General features: G+C 38.7%; 19 protein-coding genes. 5 read left to right on the top strand and 14 right to left on the bottom strand.

What is annotated here, in order from left to right:
• Window positions 1-192: 192 nt before the first annotated feature.
• The 4 genes from XEN7305_RS04855 to XEN7305_RS04870 form a co-directional block, all read right to left on the bottom strand.
• Window positions 193-933, bottom strand: a complete 741-nt coding sequence (locus XEN7305_RS04855) for a DevA family ABC transporter ATP-binding protein (protein WP_052035136.1) — start codon at window positions 931-933, stop codon at window positions 193-195.
• Between the two features lie 90 nt (window positions 934-1,023).
• The gene (gene devC, locus XEN7305_RS04860) at window positions 1,024-2,172 is read right to left on the bottom strand and encodes an ABC transporter permease DevC (protein ID WP_006508238.1); all 1,149 of its coding nucleotides are present in this window, start codon (window positions 2,170-2,172) and stop codon (window positions 1,024-1,026) included.
• Window positions 2,173-2,206: 34 nt separating this feature from the next.
• Window positions 2,207-3,496: an ABC exporter membrane fusion protein gene (locus XEN7305_RS04865; protein WP_006508239.1), complete on the bottom strand. Its 1,290-nt coding sequence runs from the start codon at window positions 3,494-3,496 to the stop codon at window positions 2,207-2,209.
• 102 nt (window positions 3,497-3,598) lie between these two features.
• A complete protein-coding gene (locus XEN7305_RS04870) occupies window positions 3,599-4,150 on the bottom strand; it encodes a TetR/AcrR family transcriptional regulator (RefSeq protein ID WP_006508240.1) in 552 nt (183 codons plus the stop codon).
• 263 nt (window positions 4,151-4,413) lie between these two features.
• On the opposite strand from XEN7305_RS04870, the gene XEN7305_RS04875 reads away from it, so the two are divergent.
• Window positions 4,414-5,061, top strand: a complete 648-nt coding sequence (locus tag XEN7305_RS04875; protein WP_006508241.1) for a TetR/AcrR family transcriptional regulator — start codon at window positions 4,414-4,416, stop codon at window positions 5,059-5,061.
• 55 nt (window positions 5,062-5,116) lie between these two features.
• Here XEN7305_RS04875 and XEN7305_RS04880 read toward each other — a convergent pair whose 3' ends face one another.
• A complete protein-coding gene (locus XEN7305_RS04880) occupies window positions 5,117-5,344 on the bottom strand; it encodes an RNA-binding S4 domain-containing protein (RefSeq protein WP_006508242.1) in 228 nt (75 codons plus the stop codon).
• A gap of 192 nt (window positions 5,345-5,536) precedes the next feature.
• On the opposite strand from XEN7305_RS04880, the gene XEN7305_RS04885 reads away from it, so the two are divergent.
• Window positions 5,537-5,998, top strand: a complete 462-nt coding sequence (locus tag XEN7305_RS04885) for a response regulator transcription factor (RefSeq protein ID WP_006508243.1) — start codon at window positions 5,537-5,539, stop codon at window positions 5,996-5,998.
• Between the two features lie 40 nt (window positions 5,999-6,038).
• Here XEN7305_RS04885 and XEN7305_RS26405 read toward each other — a convergent pair whose 3' ends face one another.
• The 9 genes from XEN7305_RS26405 to XEN7305_RS04930 form a co-directional block, all read right to left on the bottom strand.
• Window positions 6,039-7,874 (bottom strand): glycosyltransferase family 2 protein, encoded by a 1,836-nt coding sequence (locus XEN7305_RS26405; RefSeq protein WP_006508244.1) that lies wholly within the window; start codon window positions 7,872-7,874, stop codon window positions 6,039-6,041.
• Between the two features lie 247 nt (window positions 7,875-8,121).
• The gene (locus XEN7305_RS04895; protein ID WP_006508245.1) at window positions 8,122-9,381 is read right to left on the bottom strand and encodes a hypothetical protein; all 1,260 of its coding nucleotides are present in this window, start codon (window positions 9,379-9,381) and stop codon (window positions 8,122-8,124) included.
• A gap of 149 nt (window positions 9,382-9,530) precedes the next feature.
• Window positions 9,531-10,079 (bottom strand): ribosomal protein S18-alanine N-acetyltransferase, encoded by a 549-nt coding sequence (gene rimI, locus XEN7305_RS04900; RefSeq protein WP_006508246.1) that lies wholly within the window; start codon window positions 10,077-10,079, stop codon window positions 9,531-9,533.
• The gene (gene thrB / locus XEN7305_RS04905) at window positions 10,080-10,991 is read right to left on the bottom strand and encodes a homoserine kinase (RefSeq protein ID WP_006508247.1); all 912 of its coding nucleotides are present in this window, start codon (window positions 10,989-10,991) and stop codon (window positions 10,080-10,082) included.
• Between the two features lie 151 nt (window positions 10,992-11,142).
• Entirely contained in the window at window positions 11,143-11,532 is a 390-nt protein-coding gene (locus XEN7305_RS04910; RefSeq protein ID WP_006508248.1) for a hypothetical protein, read from the bottom strand.
• Between the two features lie 205 nt (window positions 11,533-11,737).
• A complete protein-coding gene (locus XEN7305_RS04915; RefSeq protein WP_040896789.1) occupies window positions 11,738-13,270 on the bottom strand; it encodes a DUF1254 domain-containing protein in 1,533 nt (510 codons plus the stop codon).
• A 45-nt stretch (window positions 13,271-13,315) separates the two neighbouring features.
• Window positions 13,316-14,977 (bottom strand): iron uptake porin, encoded by a 1,662-nt coding sequence (locus tag XEN7305_RS04920; protein ID WP_006508250.1) that lies wholly within the window; start codon window positions 14,975-14,977, stop codon window positions 13,316-13,318.
• Between the two features lie 54 nt (window positions 14,978-15,031).
• Window positions 15,032-15,607 (bottom strand): DUF502 domain-containing protein, encoded by a 576-nt coding sequence (locus XEN7305_RS04925; RefSeq protein ID WP_006508251.1) that lies wholly within the window; start codon window positions 15,605-15,607, stop codon window positions 15,032-15,034.
• Window positions 15,608-15,653: 46 nt separating this feature from the next.
• Window positions 15,654-15,971 carry a hypothetical protein gene (locus tag XEN7305_RS04930; RefSeq protein WP_006508252.1) on the bottom strand — a complete coding sequence of 106 codons (318 nt, stop codon included), beginning with the start codon at window positions 15,969-15,971 and terminating at the stop codon, window positions 15,654-15,656.
• Between the two features lie 316 nt (window positions 15,972-16,287).
• Between XEN7305_RS04930 and XEN7305_RS04935 the strand changes: the two genes are divergently transcribed.
• From XEN7305_RS04935 to XEN7305_RS04945, 3 genes are all read left to right on the top strand, one after another.
• Entirely contained in the window at window positions 16,288-17,061 is a 774-nt protein-coding gene (locus tag XEN7305_RS04935; protein WP_006508253.1) for a DUF2092 domain-containing protein, read from the top strand.
• 23 nt (window positions 17,062-17,084) lie between these two features.
• Entirely contained in the window at window positions 17,085-17,945 is an 861-nt protein-coding gene (locus XEN7305_RS04940) for a DUF6515 family protein (protein WP_006508254.1), read from the top strand.
• A gap of 78 nt (window positions 17,946-18,023) precedes the next feature.
• Window positions 18,024-19,055 (top strand): AraC family transcriptional regulator, encoded by a 1,032-nt coding sequence (locus tag XEN7305_RS04945; protein WP_006508255.1) that lies wholly within the window; start codon window positions 18,024-18,026, stop codon window positions 19,053-19,055.
• The last annotated feature ends 119 nt before the right edge of the window (window positions 19,056-19,174 follow it).

Here is a 19,174-nt window from a genome sequence, read left to right on the forward strand (position 1 = left end):
GGCGTTGCTGAATCCAGATATGAATTCGTTTCGCGCAAAGGCGCAAAGACGCAAAGAAAGAAGCAAAGAAGATTAGTCCAAAATTCTTTCATGTTTTAAATCAGCAACGCCAAAATTGCTTGTCCTCGAATGGGGGAAAATTGAAAATTCATAAACGGCTAGTTATATATTTTGATATTCAATGCTAAATGATTAATTTTCAATGTTGACTGTTATCCTGCCATCGTCTAATTCTACAATCCGATCTGCTACATCCAAAATCCGATTATCGTGAGTGACAATTAGAATTGTACAGCCTTGTTCTCTAGCTAATTTTTGCATCAAATCTACAACATCTCTTCCCGTTTTACTATCTAAAGCAGCTGTTGGTTCATCAGCTAAAACTAATTTGGGATGGGAAACTAGGGCACGAGCGATCGCGACTCTTTGTTTTTGTCCTCCAGATAGATTTTTTGGATAATAGTTAATATGTTCTCCCAAGCCGACTGCTTCTAAAATAGTAATAGACTGTGCTTTCATTTCCTGAGCCGATAAATGATTATGCAACTCTAAAGACATTTGCACATTTTGTCTAGCAGTCAAGGAATGCAATAAATTATGAGCTTGGAAAATATAACCAATATTTCTCCTAATTTCTACTAGTCGATGTTTCCTGGCTCCCACCAATTCTGAGTCTAAAACTTTGAGACTACCCTCTTGTGGCGATCGCAAACCCCCCATTAAAGTTAATAGAGTTGTTTTCCCAGAACCAGAAGGCCCTTTTAGGATCACAACCTCTCCTGTCTTGAGAGTCAAATTAATATCAAATAAGATTTGTTTTTTTAATTCTCCTCTACCAAAAAAGTGGGCCAAATTTTGAATTTCTACAACTTTATCTGTAGATTGTTTATTATCTATCGATATTTCTTGATCAATACCTGTTATTGTATCCATATTATTTAAACTCATATTTTTTTTATAATTCATCCTTTCCTTCATTCCTCATCCTTTATCCCTCATCCCTCATCCCTCATCCCTCATCCTTTAAAAAATGTCTGCTGGATCAGCGGCGTTAAGTTTTCTGATTGCAACAGCTCCCGAAGCACAGCACATAATAAGAGTCAAAATCAAAACTGTAATTGCCCGATTGAGAGTCATCGCAATTGGTAAAGCTGTAGCGTTTGCAGTTAAGGCATACAATACTTTAGCAATCCCTAAACCAGGAAGAAATCCAACAAAGGCTAAGATGATAGCTTCTTGAAACACTAAACTGATGAAATAGCGATCGCGATATCCCATGGCTTTGAGCGTAGCGTATTCTGGCAAGTGATCAGCAACATCCGTATAGAGAATTTGATACACAATAACTATCCCCACGATAAAACCAATAAAAGTTCCCAGGGTAAAAATAAAGCCAATGGCAGTGCTATTTTGCCAATAAGTAATGTCTCTTTGAATAAACTCTTCTTTTGATAATACTTCGACATCTTGTGGCAGTTTATCCCTTAAGCGTTGGACAACAATTTGGAGATCGGCTTCTGGCTTAATATTAACCACTCCAAGGTCAATTAATCCTTTTTGCCGTTCGGGAAAGACCCTCAAAAAATTGATATCACTAGTTAAAACTGTACCATCAGCGGTAAAAGATGCCCCTAAAGAAAACAAGCCTTTAACTGTAACCTTACGAGAAGCTAGTTCTGTAGTAACAGGATTTCCTGATGCGAATAGACTAGGAATATCTCCAAATTCAGCACGGGATTGATCATCAAATAAAAGCGCGTCTTCTAGCTTTATCTGATCAATATTTTCCGCGACTCCTGGTAGATCTAAGATATTTTTCTTGGGATTGAAACCAATGACAAATAAAGTACGAGTGTTTCTTTCAATGGGATTTTTCCATGAAGCCAAACCAAGATAGACAGGCACAACCGAGTCTACCCCCTCTACCGCAAGAGATTCGTATAAACGGCGTTCGGAAAATTGCTGGGTAAAACCTAAAGCGTCGGATTGAGGACTCATAAAGAAAATGTCCCCGTTCAAAGCATGATGCAATTTCACATTGCTATCAAATAATGCAGTTTTAAAACCCAATTGTACAAACATCAACATATCAGCAAAACCAATCCCCGCTAGGGCAATTAGTAAGCGCATCTTTTCATGGGTAAGTTGTAACCAAGATAATGGAGTTTTCATTTTTGGGTAATGGGTAATGGGTAATGGGTAATGGTTACTTTTCAATATTTACGATCGCCTTAGAATTGGTTAAGGCAGAAACGCGATCGCTACTATCAGAATCGAGACGAATTTCGACTTCCACCACTCGACTATCGACATCAGCAGCAGGATCGGTATCTAAAACATCTTGTTTGCCAATTTTTAAGCCAATATGACTGACTGTCCCGGTAATCTCTCCTTCAAAAGCTCCTGTTTCACTGATAACAGTGGCTTTTTTTCCTAGTTGCACCCGATTAATATCGCTCTCGTAAACTTCGGCTACCACTATCATTTGATTGGTTTGGCCAAATTCCACTACGCCATCATCCCCAACTATTTCCCCTGGGTAAGTGTAGATATTAATGATTTGTCCATCTGTCGGCGCGGTAACATAGCTTAGTTTTAAGTCTTCTTCTGCTTGTTTGAGAGCGGCGATCGCTCTGCCAACTTCCGCCTGAGCTTTGATGACATCAACATCTCGCACTTCGGCGATGCGATCCAAAGTAGCCTCAGCTTCGCTGATTTGCTCCTCTAAAGTATCGATTTCTTGTTGGGAAATCGCCTTGGTTTCGTTTATTTGCTCTTGCATCGTCTCCAATGTCCGATTGTAGGCAGCTTGCGCTTCTACCAGTCTTTTTTGAGCAGTATCAACATCTAGTCCGCGAGATTCTAATTCCGACTCAGAAATAACGCCATCGGCTTCTAGCTTGGTATAACGCCGTAAATCAATTTCAGCTTTGACGAGTTCTGCTTCTAAACGTTCTATGGTGGCTTGTTTTTCTTCAGTTTCGGTGCGTAGCTGAGCTTCTAGACGGGCAATCAAGGCTTCATTAGCAAGAATTTCTCCCCGCAATTGGGCTTGAATTCTTTTGACTGTCGCTTCTTGAGCTGTAATCTCGCCACTTTTTGCCCCTGCTTTGACTATCGCCAAATTAGCTTCGGCAACTTTGACATCCTGTCTAGCTAATTCGACGTTGGCTTGCGATCGCTCATTATTATCTAAAATCGCGATTGTTTGACCCTGAGTTACGAGATCGCCTTCTTTGACCAATAATTGATTGATCTTCGTTCCTCCCAAATCGGGAGAGGGCGATAATTGGATCACTTCACCTTCTGGTTCAATTCGGCCCAAAGCAGTAACAGACTTCAGCTCAATTGTTTCTGTAACAGGGATAGTCGGTTCGGCAATTTCGGCTTGAGTATTATTCCTGTTGATAGCATAGATAGCTATTCCGCTAAGAAGAACTAACGTACCGACAGACATCGGGATTAAGTTTGATTTTTTGCGATTTAAATAGAACATTTTGGGTAATGGGTAATGGGTAATGAGTAATGAGTAATAAGTAATGGTCAAACTCGCGCGTTCCCTTGCGCCTGTCGGCGGCGCGGGGTCGCTCGTCAATATTTAATTTTTAATGCTCAATGTAAGAAGTGAGAGTAGAAAATTGTTGAAATCTTCCATTTTTAAATCAAACTGGCTATCTCTTCCTTGACGATCGGCAAAACCCATCATGGCCATATAAGCCACCTCTGCTCTATTTTTTGCGGCGATCGCATCAAACCCATAATCTTTAAACAACATCGACAGATAATCAACCCGTTTATTTTCCAACTCACGAACTCGCTTTTGTACTTGAGGATCCCGATTCGCCCAGAGAAAAATTGCGGGCTCAGGATCAGGCTCTTGGCAGATTTGCGAGATCAAGGAAAACAACTTGACTAAACGATCTTTAGGGTGGGCTGTTTTTTGTGATTCTTGAATTAAAAACATAGTTTGCTCTTCCCAACGCTGCAAAATAGCCTCTAATAATTCATGACGGTTCTTAAAATGCCAATAAAAACTCCCTTTACTAACTTTTAATTGACGAGCTAACACTTCCACCTTGACTCCCTCTACACCTTTCGATGTCATTAGCGACCAACCTGCATCAATCCAGTCTTCTTTTGTTAGAGCCACTTTCTTAGTCCATACGGTAGCGTATGTTTATAGTATATAAATTCTATTTTTGCTTGTCAATACGCTGGCGTATGTTTTTACTATTTATAAAGACAAAGCTTGCTATCCATAGGATCTAATAATTATATTGATTCATATTTTTACTAGACTGTACAGTTTGATTTTGCTTAGTGATATACTAGACTGTACAGTTTGATTTTGTCAACATCAACTCTGATGCATCAAAATATACACTGACTAACATTCAATAACTAACTGCCACAATGAGAAAACACCGCCTTCATGAGCCTGATCATCATAAACGTTTCAAAGATGTAGCGAAACGGACTCTTAAAGATAAGGCAAAACAAATTCTTCATGGAGCGTTACCTGAATTTCTCAAACATGGCTACGATCGCACCAGCATGGATAAAGTGGCGAAATCAGCGGGAGTATCAAAACAAACTCTTTATAGCTACTACAATGACAAAAATGGCTTGTTTACTGCTCTAATTGAAAATATCGCTTCGGAAAAGTTTCAAATACTGTGGTCGAAACCTCTTGAAGGAGAACCGGAAACTGTACTAAAAGAAATTGCCTATCGTTTATTAGATAATGTCGGAAATAAAAATCATTTGAGCTTTTCACGATTGATCTTGGCTGAATCTGATAAAAGACCAGATTTATCCCAACTATTTTTGAGCACTGTTGCTAAACCTTCGATCAAAATCTTAACCCGCTATTTTCAGGAACAAGAAGGGTTTAACTTTAGTGATCCAGAAGCTACAGCAATGATTTTCATTGGTTCTTTGATTCATTATGTGATCAACCAGGAACTACTTCATGGCAAGGAAATCATGCCCATGGAACAAGAAAGATACGTTAATACTTTAATTGATTTAGTTTTAGCCAAGAAAACTTTTGACTCTTGACTCTTGACTCTTGACTTCCTACCAGTAGCACTAGTTCGTTCCCTAAAATATAACTTCAATTCAACTCTACTCGGTATTTTCGCCCATCTACAGTAACCAAATCGCCAGTTCTGAGTTTACGTCCTCTCCGAGTTTCCAACAGGTCGTTAACCAGAACATCCCCTTCTTTGATAATTATCTTGGCTTCTCCTCCAGTTTGGGCAATGCCCTGCCATTTAAGAAACTGATCGAGTTTAATATATGGTTCCTGGATGGGCGCTGGGTTGGGTGATGATTTTGGCATGTTATTTGATATTTAAGAATGAAGAATAAGATATAACTTTTTTGCTTGATGTCTTCTTTATTTATGAATGCTTAATTTTAAAGATCTCATCAAGTTTTTTTTCGGAGCTCATAGATTTAACCAAACATAGATAGTATATGTATAAGTGATTATAGCTACGTAAATATACTAAATATTTTTAAAATAGCATCGATGTTAAATAAACTATTTTCTCCTAGGAATTTTAACCCCAAGCCTCTAACTATTCTAATTGTCGAGCCAAATCCTTGTCGTAAAGCATTTTTGGGTAGAGCGATCGAGCTCAGAAGACCTCAACATAAAATTTTGGCTGTAGATGAACTCGAACAAGTGTTCTCTCTTATGTACGGAGAGGTAGCATTGGATCTTATTTTCTTCGATATTGAAACAGAAAAAGATACTAATAATTTAAAAATTATCAAAGCTATATCACCCAACACAGCCTTAGTTCATTGGAGCAACTATAAGCACCCAGAAGTAGTGGAATTATTAAATGAATTGGGGGTCAAGACTTTTTGCATGAAGGATAGTAAACCCAAAACTATTATCCAAGCCATAGACACCGTAGAAAAAAATCCCAATATCCTCTATGTGGACGAGAGATTAAATAACTGCTTACCTTTGTTGAATGCTTAATACTAAGTTGCACTTCGTAGCGTAACTTTTAATCACGTCTTTATACATTGATAGTGTTGTATTTTCTCAAGTTAAGATCGGCAGCAGAAACTTCATCTGTCCGATTGTTATTCATGATAGAAACTGGTGTTTTTCTGAGATGAAAACCAGTATTTTTGATTCTAATCTCAAGAGTATGTAGTTTATTGTCAGTTTCGATAGTTTGAGGCAATTTAAAACTATATCCATATTGACCAGTCCCCCAGCCTAATCGCAATAAATCCTCTCTGTTGCGATCGGCAACAACATCAAAAACAAATTCTTCATCGATATAAACTGAAATTGCCAGTGTTTCTTGTTCGTTAGCGGTATTCCAAACCCATCCTCGCACTAACCCATGAGCAATTTTTTCACAAACCCCATCAAAACTGCTTTCGACAATGTCTTGATGCCCATTAAAGGACATAGGAGCAGCTACTAAAGGAATACCCCCAGGTATGATTTTTATTTCAATATTATTAGTTGATTTATTTAGCAGTTCGGGAGGAGTGGCAATTTTAAATCCTATATTGCCTGCTGGCCGATCAAGATTAAATTGATTATTGATTGGTTGATTAGCTATGGTTTGGGTTAGGTATTCTTTGTTGTTAAAAATAACTACGGTTAGTTTTTCGTTCGAGTTAAGAGGATTGGTAACCCATCCACCAATATATTTTTCATTACAATATAGTAAGTCTCCAGCGATCGAAAATTTCAAATACTTTTTTAATTCACCTTGATCTACATGGGGAAGTGAATTGTCTTTGATCTCCTTGATTTCTCTTAATGAGCGATCAACAATTGACCAAACAGCAGGCAAAGACTTAAGAGGTAATATTGCTTCTTGTTCAGCCTTATTTTTCGCGGCAAAGGCTAGTTCTCTAAACAAATCCTTTTTTTCTCTGTTAAATTTATTGTGGAGTTTATTGCCAATAAAGTTAATTAACTTTTTCGTACTGGCAATCACGCCATTTTCTACCAAAGTTAGACTATCGTGATAGTAAACCGAATTCTCATTCATAAAATATAAATCATTTTCTTGAACAAGTTTCAGATATTTCTGATAATCAGCCATTTGCATTCGATCGCCACGTTTGACCTCTTTGATAGCTAAATTTTTGAAGGAAGCAAAGAATTTGAAATGTAATAGCGCTCCAGTAAAATCTGCTAATCTAATTGAGGATATTGAATGAGTAGAATGGTAGTATCGAAAATCTTTTTGCCATTTCACTAATGGTATTTTGCGCATGCTAGGGCCATTACCCTTATTTCCTTGGTCCCAAAAAATCCGCTGACGAGGACCCCCAAAAATTTGTACTGGGGGGAAATACATAGGAGCTTTGAGATTATAAGCATCTCCAGCATCAAAATAACGACAGGTTTCAATAAATGAGGTTCCAGGAGCATAGGGAGTTTCACTGAGCTTTTTATCACTATACATATCCAGGAAAATAGTGAATAAGCCCTCGAAGTTATGGGAATCCATAAATTCACAAAGACCAATCAAATCAACATTTTCGCATCCTGGAAAAATTAAAAGCTCATCAACATCTAGGGTCAAGCACCATCTATTTTGACCATAGAAGTCACATAACTCAGTTGTCCAGTAACGCCCTGCTTTACTGGAGACATAGGAGTTACTGGTGTGAAAATATACGACATCCTTATGCTTTCTTAGAAATTCTGTTGTGCCATCCTGGGAGTCATTATCCACGGCAAAAAACTTCTTAACTCCCATCTTTTTATAATATTCGATAAAATAGGGCAGGCGATCTATTTCATCACGGACCGTGAAAACCGCAATAATATCTTTATCATCAAGATATACTTCTTTTTTATCAAAAATTTCTTGATACATTGGAAAGCTAATATTTGTGGGATGGTTTAGTCTTTTTTTCTGCTACGGAAAAAGATATATTGCTATATTCTCCTGTAGTGTAGGTTAATGATCTTGGTATTTTGTAATTTCCTAACTAGATCTTTATATTTCAAAATATGCGAAAATCGCAACAAGAATAACACTTAAATATTTACTCTTAAGTATCGATTTTTTTAAGACAAATCAATATTTTTGCTTACGTAAATTTACTTAATTTATTAGTGGGTTATTGATTCATTTTTTCCAAAACAGCTACTGAAGTAGGAGAGGTACGAGTAAAGTAATTGAAGATCAATAGTTTAAAAGTCGAGTCTATAATCACAGGAATTGTCGCAATAAAAATCCCATTAAAGTTGTTGTTTTCCGCAAGTCCAAAATGCTCAAAAGATTTGACCAGAATCACTTCCCAACCTTCAGCTGAGTGAAACCCGACAAACATGTCCGTTAAGAGAATAAAAATAAAGACTTTAGTAACGACGTTTAACTCCGTGAAATTGTAACTTAGGAAGCTCAAAGCAACGCGACAATCACGTCGCCGAAAATATACGATCGCAGTAAAAATTAGCAAAGCTGTTAAATCAGCTAAAATGTTTATTGAGCCTTCTTTGCTTTCATAGCCAGCTTCTAGCAGCAATTCTTTAGCTTTCTCTTTAAGCTTTTCCTGTTGGGCAATTTTGTCGAAATCAGGATTCAAGAGTTGTTTGACTTCTAAATCATCTCTGTATCTTCGATATTTATTGAGGAATTTGAGCCCAATTTCTTCACTAATTTTAATTTGCTCTAAGGGAATCTGATCCACTCTTAAATTATCAATAAAAGGTCTAAAAATTAAATTTTTAGCCAGGATGTTAACTAAGAGCGGAAACAGTAGCAACAAAACTACGATTCGAATAGTTATTTTTCTTTGTTCCCGTAATTGACGTAACTGTCCAATCACTTTTTGTTCGTATTGAGGGCTTAACTTATTACCTCGTAAAGGTCGACTCTTATCCCTGTCCTCTAAAACAGCATCCGATTTCTCACGAATAGCTTCAGGAAAAATCAAAGTAGATTCTCGATTAGAATTTATTGGTTTTGTGGGGAAACCTGGTTCAATATTCTCTTGTCCTTGTTTTTGACGATATTTACTAATAACAGTTTCAATAAATCGTAGCTTGTCTAAAATTTCAGATTCTGATTCTGCTTTCTTTTCAGAGATATCAAGGACATTTTTAGCTGAAGCTTGGCCCAGATCTAAGAAATTACCAATTCGCAACTGAGTCAAATTAAAATTAATTTTAGTCAATTCTCGATCTAGAACAGTTTTATAATACTCATAAACACTTTGACCTCCCTCTACTTCGGGCGAAATCATCTTGCCACCAAAATGCTGATCTTCGATCGCCTTGATCGCTAAAGCACTTTGATAAGAAGCATTCAGAGCCTTGGTAGGAATATTTCTTAGCCACTGATTAACCTTTGACCAAAATCTTGAAACAGAAACCATCCTAGACCTCCAAATTTAAGATGACGAGACAATCTATTTGAGCACATCGCTTAAATCATACAATTCAGGTGAGATCGCTCTCAAGCCGTAGATTGAAGCCGCAATACACTTAATTTCTTTTGTATTAATTTTAGTTGAGCGCCTTCATTTTAGTTTGAAAATTGGCATAAATATTTTTGACTAATTCGATCGCGTATCTGATCGCCCCAACCCTTTAATTCCCTTTGAAAATCAGGTTTATCCAACCCATCACGCCACAAAATAAATGCATCGGCTCCCGTTTTGGGATAATAATTTTTGCGAGTTCCGGCAACTGTAAAGCCAAATTTTTCATACAAACTCATTGCCACCTCATTACTCGTCACAACTTCTAAAGTTGCCCGCTCCAACTTCTGCGCCACCGCATCTTTGAGCAAAGTATAAAGCAACAAAGTACCCAAACCTTGCCGATGATAATCAGGATGAATGCCCAGCAAAGTTATATGCGCTTCTTCCAAGATCGACCAGGAGCAACCAATGCCAATAATTTTAAACTCAGCATTCTCCTCAACCGACAAAGTTAGCAAAATACTCTTGTCACTTTTGATTTCTCGCCGATAACCAGCTTCTGTCCAAATGCCATTAAAACAAAGACGATCTAATGCCGAGATTTCTGGCACCTCTTCTACGATCGCCGGTCTGATTCGTAATAACTTCATTCATTCATTATCAATTAATCCACGACTTTCTAAAGCTAAAGATAATACATTTGCCTCAATTCCTTCTTGTTTCCAAGCCTGAGACATTGACGCTACCACAGCATTTTCCGTTCCGCGATCGCATAAAGCCAAGAGAGTCGGTCCCGCACCGCTAATTACCAAGCCATAGGCTCCAGAAGCGATCGCCGCCGCTTTCACTGCATCATAACCGCGAATTAGTTTTTTCCGATAAGGCTGATGCAACTTATCTTCTAATGCCATTGCCAACCAATCTTGATTATTGGTTGCTAAACCCCTTAGCAATAAACCCATGCGAGAAATATTGAAAATGCTATCACCACGAACATAGGTTGTCGGTAAAACAGCACGAGCTTCTTCGGTTGATAATTCAAAATTGGGAATTGCCACCACCGGCACAATATCTTGATGCCAAGGAATTTCACAAATCTGCCAATTACCAGCTTCGCCTACCGAAAGCTGACAATTTCCGAGTAAAGCAGGAACCACATTGTCAGGATGACCTTCGATCGCGATCGCCAAATCTCGAATTTCCCGACCAGACAAGGGATGACCCGCCAAATGATTTGCTCCCAGTAAACCGGCCACAATTGCAGTCGCTGAACTACCTAAACCTCTAGCCAAGGGGACACCAAGTTTAATGACAATTTCCACGGAAGGAGGAACGCGATCAATCTTTTGGTAGAGCTTGAAGAAAGATTGATAAACCAAATTAGTTTTGTCTGTGCCAACATGATCGGCTTCTTCTCCTTCGACAGTAATAGTTAAACCATGATCACCCTCAGCAAGAGCAAATTGAAACTCGTTATATATAGTTAAAGCAGCACCAAGACAATCAAAACCGACTCCAATATTAGCAGTTGTACCAGGTACAATAATCGTAGTTTGGGTCATAAATAAGAAGATAAAGAACCAATAATAAGCAACAAAAAACAAGATTACTAATACTTCTTCCTGATTCTATTGTTGCTGAAAGTTTATTTCCTAGAATATCGTCTTTCTTGGATTTTATTTAATATACTCGATCTACATCAGATGCCTAACCCTAAGATCTCTGGTTTTGTTTGCTTCGCAACGTACTGATAAAACACACAAGACAGATACCCCAAATTACGCCTTTAAGAATGACTGCATTGATATCTCCATGAGGGTGGTCTGAGCGTAGCGTGACACCTCGAATAAATGCTTCTAGATGGGCAAAAAAGGGAACAAACATCCCGCCTGTGGCATATCCCCATGCTGCAACCATAAACATATGGGCTTTTTTATGTTTCTTCGACCACAATATAGCAGCAGTCAACAACAAAAGACCACAGAAATAATCTTCAAACATTGTTGTCGCGTTGATAGAAAAATACTCAAATCCTCGTCGTGAAGTTTCACCAACAATAAAGACGGCACTCATCACATAAGTCATGATATGCGTGATTTTCATATTGACTCCATTTATCAGTCAGGGCTTATAAATATATTTAACAGCAGTTTATTTTCTATAAAACTTCTAAATAGTTTGTGGCAAAGAAACATCAGTGTACTTATCGCTATAGAAGGAAAAATTCCTTAATGCCCCATCTGCTGACAGACAGGCATAGGAATTTTAGCGCTCCGCTCTCGATTTTTTTACTAGTGACTCTTCGGTTTTATTCGATCAACTCGATCTCACCAGGTCGCCAAGTTTTCTCAAACCAAGGTTCCAGAGGTCCATAGAGGCGGAAAATAGTATTCCAACCCCTACCAGGAATAGTCTGAACCCAATTATTTTCTTGTCCTTGAGGTGCTTCAGGACCAAAATAAATATCGTAAGAACCATCTGAATTTTGCACTATTCCCGGTCTATTATCATCAATTCCGGGGAATCTTTCGTCGGTTTGTAGCATCGATCTGGTTTGGTTATCGTAGATAGTGAAAGACCAAAAATCTTTTGCGGGAACATTTGGTGGCACATTAACTTTGTACGTTTTAGATCCATCTAAGGGATTGCCATCTGCATCAAGATAGGTATAAGCGTATTTTGAACCCTTGCCGATGATCTCTTTCGCCATAGCAGGAGTGATACCTGTTGCATAATAGTGGAATCCTGCTCGTGCGTCTAACAATTTTGCACCTTCATTGACCCATTCGTAGCTTCCACCAGGGAATGGATTCAACCAATTACTTTCCCCAGGATAAAAATAGAACATTTCATCACGAGGCTTGGACATGATAGTTTTTACTGTCACTGAGCCCGCATTTGCCGCTTTGGTGAAAATTTCTCTCATCCGGGCATCAGGATTAAATTCTTGTCCTTTTTTGATGCCAATAGATGCCAAAATACCTAATATTTCTGGGCTTTCCCCTTCACTAGGTTCACTTTGAACTACTTCATTAATTTCATCAAAAATTTTATCGTCCATACGATGAATTGTATTAACTAATTTGCCAGAAGCATTAACAAAGCTCATCGTCGGGGGGTTATCCTTCTGTGATAGTGGATAGATGCGGAAATTATTCTTGGTCGCATCCACCGCAGTTTTCGTTGAACCATCTACTTGGAAGCCACGCCAGAGAATCCAATTTCCATAAGTATTGGTACGGGCTACATAGTAACCTTCTGGCACTTCTCCTTCATATCCAGGAGGCAGAATCAGGAACTTACCACCTTGGCCTTGATCGGGTCCTAAACGCCCAAAATCAGCTACATATTTAAACCAATGATCGTCAATTATGCCCAAGACATCAGGTGGAGTTTCAATGACCATCGGTTCATCCTCTAACTGAAGCCATGAAAACATGTAAACGCTAGTGGTATTTGCTGTCAGGAAGAGTGATGTCGAATCCATAAGCTCTTCATAGATAACAGCATTGGTGTTGGCTGGCCCTAATTCTAAGATGCCTTTGCGAATCGCATCCACTGAAGCAATTTGGATACCACTCATAAATGCTTGGTAAGCATGTTGAAAGTCTAGAAAGTTGTAAACCTTGTCTGTGGTCTCTCCGATAGGAACTCCATCAAAAAAAGTCAAAGTACCAATACGAGTCTCGATATCATCTGGGGTAGTGATTCCAGGGGGAATCTCTGTGGTCATTTTCATTGTGGGCGGATTTTGCGCCCAACTTAAGCCAGTGGTTAAAGTCAAGATCGCCACAACAGTTCCAATTACTGTTGTCGTGAAGATCTTTTTGGCTTTTTTCATGTAGCTAAATTTAATCATCTTGGTTGTTAGTATTTTGTTTTGCAATTAAAACTGAAAAGTTGTCCGAAGTGTGGCAATCACACTATCAGGATTATCATTATCTTGGTTCGGAGCCGTCAGCCAGACAAAGCCTGGAGTAATCGAGATATTTTGGTTAATTTGATGACGATAAAAGGCTTCGAGATGAAGGGGAACATCCACTTCAAAAGCTTGAGGATCGCCACCTTCAAAAGAAGTCAGATAGGGTTCTGCACCGACGACAAACCCCAGTAAATTACCTTCTCTGCCCAAATCAGGAAAGGCAAAGGTTAATGCATAAGTGAGAACTTCGCCATCTCCACGACCAATTAAACGAGGAAACACCGCCGTAAACCAACCTCCTAAGGCAAATTTAGGAGTCGGCTGCCAGGAAAATTGCCCTCCATAACTATTGGCAATTACAGGTTGCTGTTTAAATAAATCATCAGTGCCCAGACGTACTTGTCCAGCTAAGGTATTCGCTACTGCCGTACCCGAAACTAAAAGCGAGTTGTAATTGATCCCTGCTGTTCCTGGAGTAGCATAACTGTTAGAATAGATAGTGGCAACAGAAAATTGCTCACTTGCTTGCCAAGTTAACTGTCCTAATGCACTATAGTTGCCATTAAATAAACCTTCTCCCTCATCGGGATCTGAGGCGGAAGCACCTCCTGCCATATAGCTGGCTGTGAGTAAAAATTGCTCTGCGAGTTGATAATTGGCACCAACTCCCGTTCCGCCACCGATGGAATAGATAGGGTTTCTTTGTGCGAATGTGGAAATCGCCCCTCTGCCACCATCGAGATCGTCAAAATAAGGGTTAAGAGTGGGGGCGAAGGTATGAAAAACCCCGAAACCATTATTGACAATGAAGTTTAGGCGATCACTAATGGGAAATTGGTAGGACGAAAATAGTAGCTTAACGCTGTTATTTGTATTCGCTGCAAATTGTGAGGATAAAGTTCCTTCGGCCGTGGAAACGCTCACTCCCCCAACGTCAGTGCCTGGAAGCTCGAAGGAGCCGCCATTGTTTGAAACAGGTACATTGCCTGCGGATAAATTAAGTAACAATAAGTCTTTTCCTGAAAAACTACTCACTAAATTGAGAGTTACTCTGTCCTGCAAAACAGTTTGGTTACTATTGCCATCGCCACCCCATACGTCATTAACTGCGAATACAGCAGCTCCTAAGAGCTTAGTTGTGGTCGAAAATTGATGATCTTCTAAAAAAGCAACTCTACCTTCCAAATTATCGATTTTGCCATCAAGAGATGCTAACTCTGCTGCAAATTCTTGCATCAGACGCTGAAGTTTTTCGAGATCTTCTCTTAAAAGAGTTTCGCTTTGGGCAATTAGTCTTTCTATCTGTTGCAGACAAGCATTTAAGCCAGCTGCAAATTCATAACGACTTAAAGCGCTATTCCCCCGAAAACTGTTGTCAGGATAGCCTTGAATACAACCATATCTTTCTACTAAGCTTCTGAGCGCTTCATAAGCCCAATCTGTGGGCAAAACATCTCGCAGTTGATTAACATTAGTTTCTTGGTGAAGTTCACTGGAAAAAGATGTGTCACTATAATTGTTTACTTGCTCTAGTAGTCCATTATTTATAGTTTCAGCATGGCTCGGCAAACAGATTCCCACCGTTGAGAAAATAGCAAAACAGTATTTAATCAGTGTCTGATTCATTAATTTTTCTCCTCACAAACCTTGCCATTAAATCAAGCACCTACTAAATTGTCATTATTTCCGCAATAAAACTTGTGTATCTCGACCAAAGCGTTTTAGGGTGCTAGAAACCGAGAGAAAGCTTGCATCGATGGGCGTAACGCGATCGCTATCCATCAAGATAACAGTTCCCGAACGAGGATCAGGGGAGCCAGGGAGAAATACGACCACTTGTTCGGTTTCAGTCCTTTCAACCTCAAAGGCAATTTGAGACTGATCATCTAACCGAATCAGCACTGGTTTAAATGAGGACACTGATTGATTCACATCAAATTCCGAGGTCATATTTTTTAGATAGGTATAACCAGGAATAAATTTCTGCAAAAAAGCATCGAGAGCCTGAAACAGTTTCTTGCCTAGAGGAGTACTGGAAAACAAACCGGCGATAAAACACAGTGCAATCAGACAAAAGACCGTTAAACTATTGACAAACAAAACATCCTTAACTGAATCTGCTCCCAAAGCTTCACTTAGGGGAACAGAAATTGACTTCATTATTTTTAGGGCTTTTCCCAATATGGCGATCGCAACAACCACAGGAATCAAGAAAAAGAGCCCACCAATAATTGTCTTTTCAATAAAATTCTTCATGAACAGCTTGAATTACAACAAAAATAAAATATTTTATGATTAGAGATTACTCAAAGCGCTCATCTACTCGTTCAACTTTGTCATCTATTCGATCTTCGGTTCTATCAGAACGATCATCTCTTTTATCTACACGATTATCTACTCGACACTCAGGCCCATCACCTATACAATCTCGGCGATCTTGACGATGATCAACACGATCTTCAATCCCATCTCCTGTATTTTCAACTGCATCTTGACGGCGATCTTGACGGTTATCGATACGATCATCAACTCTCTGAGCAATTTCGATAGCAGATGCAGATACTGAATAACACCCGACTATTGCTCCAACCAGCAGGAAAATACGTAAAACTCTAATCATTACTTGCTCCCAAATATTTTTTTCACGACCCAATTAGCAACAGACGTTACTATCACATAAAAGCTTGGCCAAGTCTTGTGATTTGATGCCAACTTGTCTGTATTGTTTTAAGTGCTACTCTGATTAGCTCCATCCCTGAGCTGATTTGGCACGAAATCACAAGAAATAAATTGACGGAGACATAATAATAATTTTTGTAGGGAAATAAATGTTAAAAACATCAATTTAACTCTACCTTAAGAAAATTTTGGGCAATTGTGATCGAATAATAGTTTTATGCTAAATCTTAAGAAAAGATATTTCGGGAGGAAATAGTTTGCAATTGATACGTAAGTTAGCGTTAACTATCGCAGTATCTGCTATAGGATTTTTTCCTTTAACTTCTAATTTGAGTTGGGCTCAAACATCATCTATTGAAGTTAAAGCGGAAAATAGTCTAGAAAAAATGTTCAACTATCTAGAAAATCAATCTTCTCTGAGTTTTCAAGCAGATATTAGTCAAGATTTAGTGTTTTCTAATGGTCAGAAAATTCAATTAGGTGCTGTAGCCAGATTAAAAGTACGTCGTCCTGATAAACTTCATATTGACTATCAGGGCGATCGCCGTCACGTTCGCTTTTATTTTGATGGCCAAACTTTCACGATGGAAGGATTAAGCAATAATGTTTATGCCAATTTTCCCGCTCCCGCAGAAACCAATAGTGTCAACTTTCTGGTTAATAACATTGAGGATAAACTAAATATTACTCTGCCATTAGGAGAAATAATTTCCACAGAAAATGGATTGGAAAGCATTAGAGAACGAAATATCAGTGGGGTTTATGTTGGTGAAAGCATAGTGAATGGAATTGCCTGTCATCATTTAGCTTTTCGTCAAGAAGATCTAGATTGGCAGATATGGATTGAAAAGGGAGACCAAGCTTTGCCTAGAAAATTGGTAATAACTTATAAGGACAACCCTTACTCGCCTCAATATTCTGCTGTATTGTCTGATTGGAACTTTCATTCTATTTCAGCCCAAGATCCAATTTTCTTCTTTAAGCCTGCTACTGATGCCAACAAAATAGATTTTGTCATTATTGAAGAATAAAATAACTTCTCGGAGTAAAAATTATGCAACAAGGTATCACTAAAAGAATAAAAGTTGTTCCCATTATTTTCAGTTTGTTATTAACCACAGGCTATTTAACCCCGATGTTGTTCAGTCGGGCAGAAGCCAGAGACTTCGGCAGGGGTTCGACTCGCGGTGCTGCTCGTCAAGGTAATCGGAGTGGTCGTCAAGGAAACCGCCAGGTAAACCGTGATAACCGTCAGGGCAACCGTCAAGGTAATATTGATAATCGTCAAATTAATCGTGATACTCGTCAAGATAATCGTGTAGATAACCAGAGTGGTCGTCAGGAAAACCGCCAAGGAAATATCGATAATCGGCAAGAGAATAGAGATGAGCGTTTCGATGAGCGGCAAGATTTCCGCGAGGATCGCTGGGATAATGTTGACGACTGGCGTGATGAACGCTGGGATTATTGGGATGATTGGGACGACTGGGCAGAAAGAAGATTTTGGTATGGTGTCGGGGTCTCTTTAGTCGCGATTCCTGCTACTGCGATCGCAGTTTCCGCTGCCAACGATAATGATGAGGAATACTACTACAATGAGGGAGTTTATCTAGAACAAGAAGGAGACACTTATATTGTCATTGCGGCTCCTGTTGGTACAGTTATTCCAACTCTTCCCGAAGGGTATATTCCGGTCTCCGTAAATGACGCATCATACTACTATTATGGAGGAGCATTTTATCAAGAAACCTCAGGAGGATATCTGGTTGTTCAAGCCCCTAGCGGTGCGATTGTACCCTTTATTCCTGATGGTTATACCCAAACAAATGAGGGAGGAACAACCTATTATGAATATGGTGGGGTACGTTACCAACCCTTCTATGATGGTGGGGAACTGATCTATCAAGTTGTTTAAGACACTCGCAGGTTTAAATATTTTAACTTCACTCTAATACGATTAAAGCTACAATTAGTCTTATTTCAATTGAAGTTAATGAAGCCAATCCCTTTAGCCAGAAGTGGTTTTGTTTTACCCATCATCAAATTTTTCGATGATATGGGGACTCCTGTTGAGACATATCTTAATCAATATAATATTTCTCCTGCTGTATTTGAGGATCCAGAGCAAACTCTTCCTTTACCTCTAATTCTTCAATTTATTGCTAAGATGAGTCGGGCTGAAGGGATTAATAATTTGGGGATAGAAGTTGCTAAACAATCAAACATTATTGATACGGGAATGTTTGGTTATTTACTATCCCAGTCTCTTAATACTTATGATTTGGTAAAGCGTTTATGCTATTTTATTGGCTATGCCATAAGTACTCATGGAGAACAATTCTGGATCAAAGAAGAAGAGGAAAATATTTGGCTATGTCAACGTTTCGTTCATCCTCTTAATCTCTATTCCGGTTTTTATCATACTGACTACTATAGTTTGATTTTAATTCTTGATAGTTTGCAACTCACTTTAGGGAATATTGCTCTAATTCCAGAAATTCATATCGTAAGTTCTGCGGAAAAAAGTCAAGATTTAGAAAAGCAACTAAATTTGCCAAACACCCGCTTTTATTTTAATCAACCATTTACAGCTATTTGTCTTCCGAGGAAAATATTAGCAAAATCAATTAAACAATCGATCGCAATTGCTGACCCTTGCAGCTTAAAGCAATGGCAAGCTAATGCCCCAGCCTTAGATTTTGTTGAGTCATTACAACAAACAATAAAAGTTTTACTTCTGGAAAAATATCCAACCATTAATGTCACCGCCCAAGCAACTGGCCTTAGTGTGCGATCTCTGCAACGCTATTTATCTCAACAAAATCTCACCTATTCAAGATTGATGGATCAAGTTCGTTACGAATGGGCATTATCATTATTGAATAATTTTGATATTCCTTTGATAGAAATAGCCTATACTCTAGGATTCAAACATCCAGCTAATTTTACTCATAGTTTTCGTCGTTGGACTGGAGTTTCTCCATCCCAATTTCGTCAATATTCATTAAAAGAAGAAGCTGCTTGAAAAATTAGGCGTTGCTGATTTAAAACATGAAAGAATTTTGGACTAATCTTCTTTGCTTCTTTCTTTGCGTCTTTGCGCCTTTGCGCGAAACGAATTCATATCTGGATTCAGCAACGCCA

The organism is Xenococcus sp. PCC 7305 (assembly GCF_000332055.1).
GTDB lineage: Bacteria > Cyanobacteriota > Cyanobacteriia > Cyanobacteriales > Xenococcaceae > Xenococcus.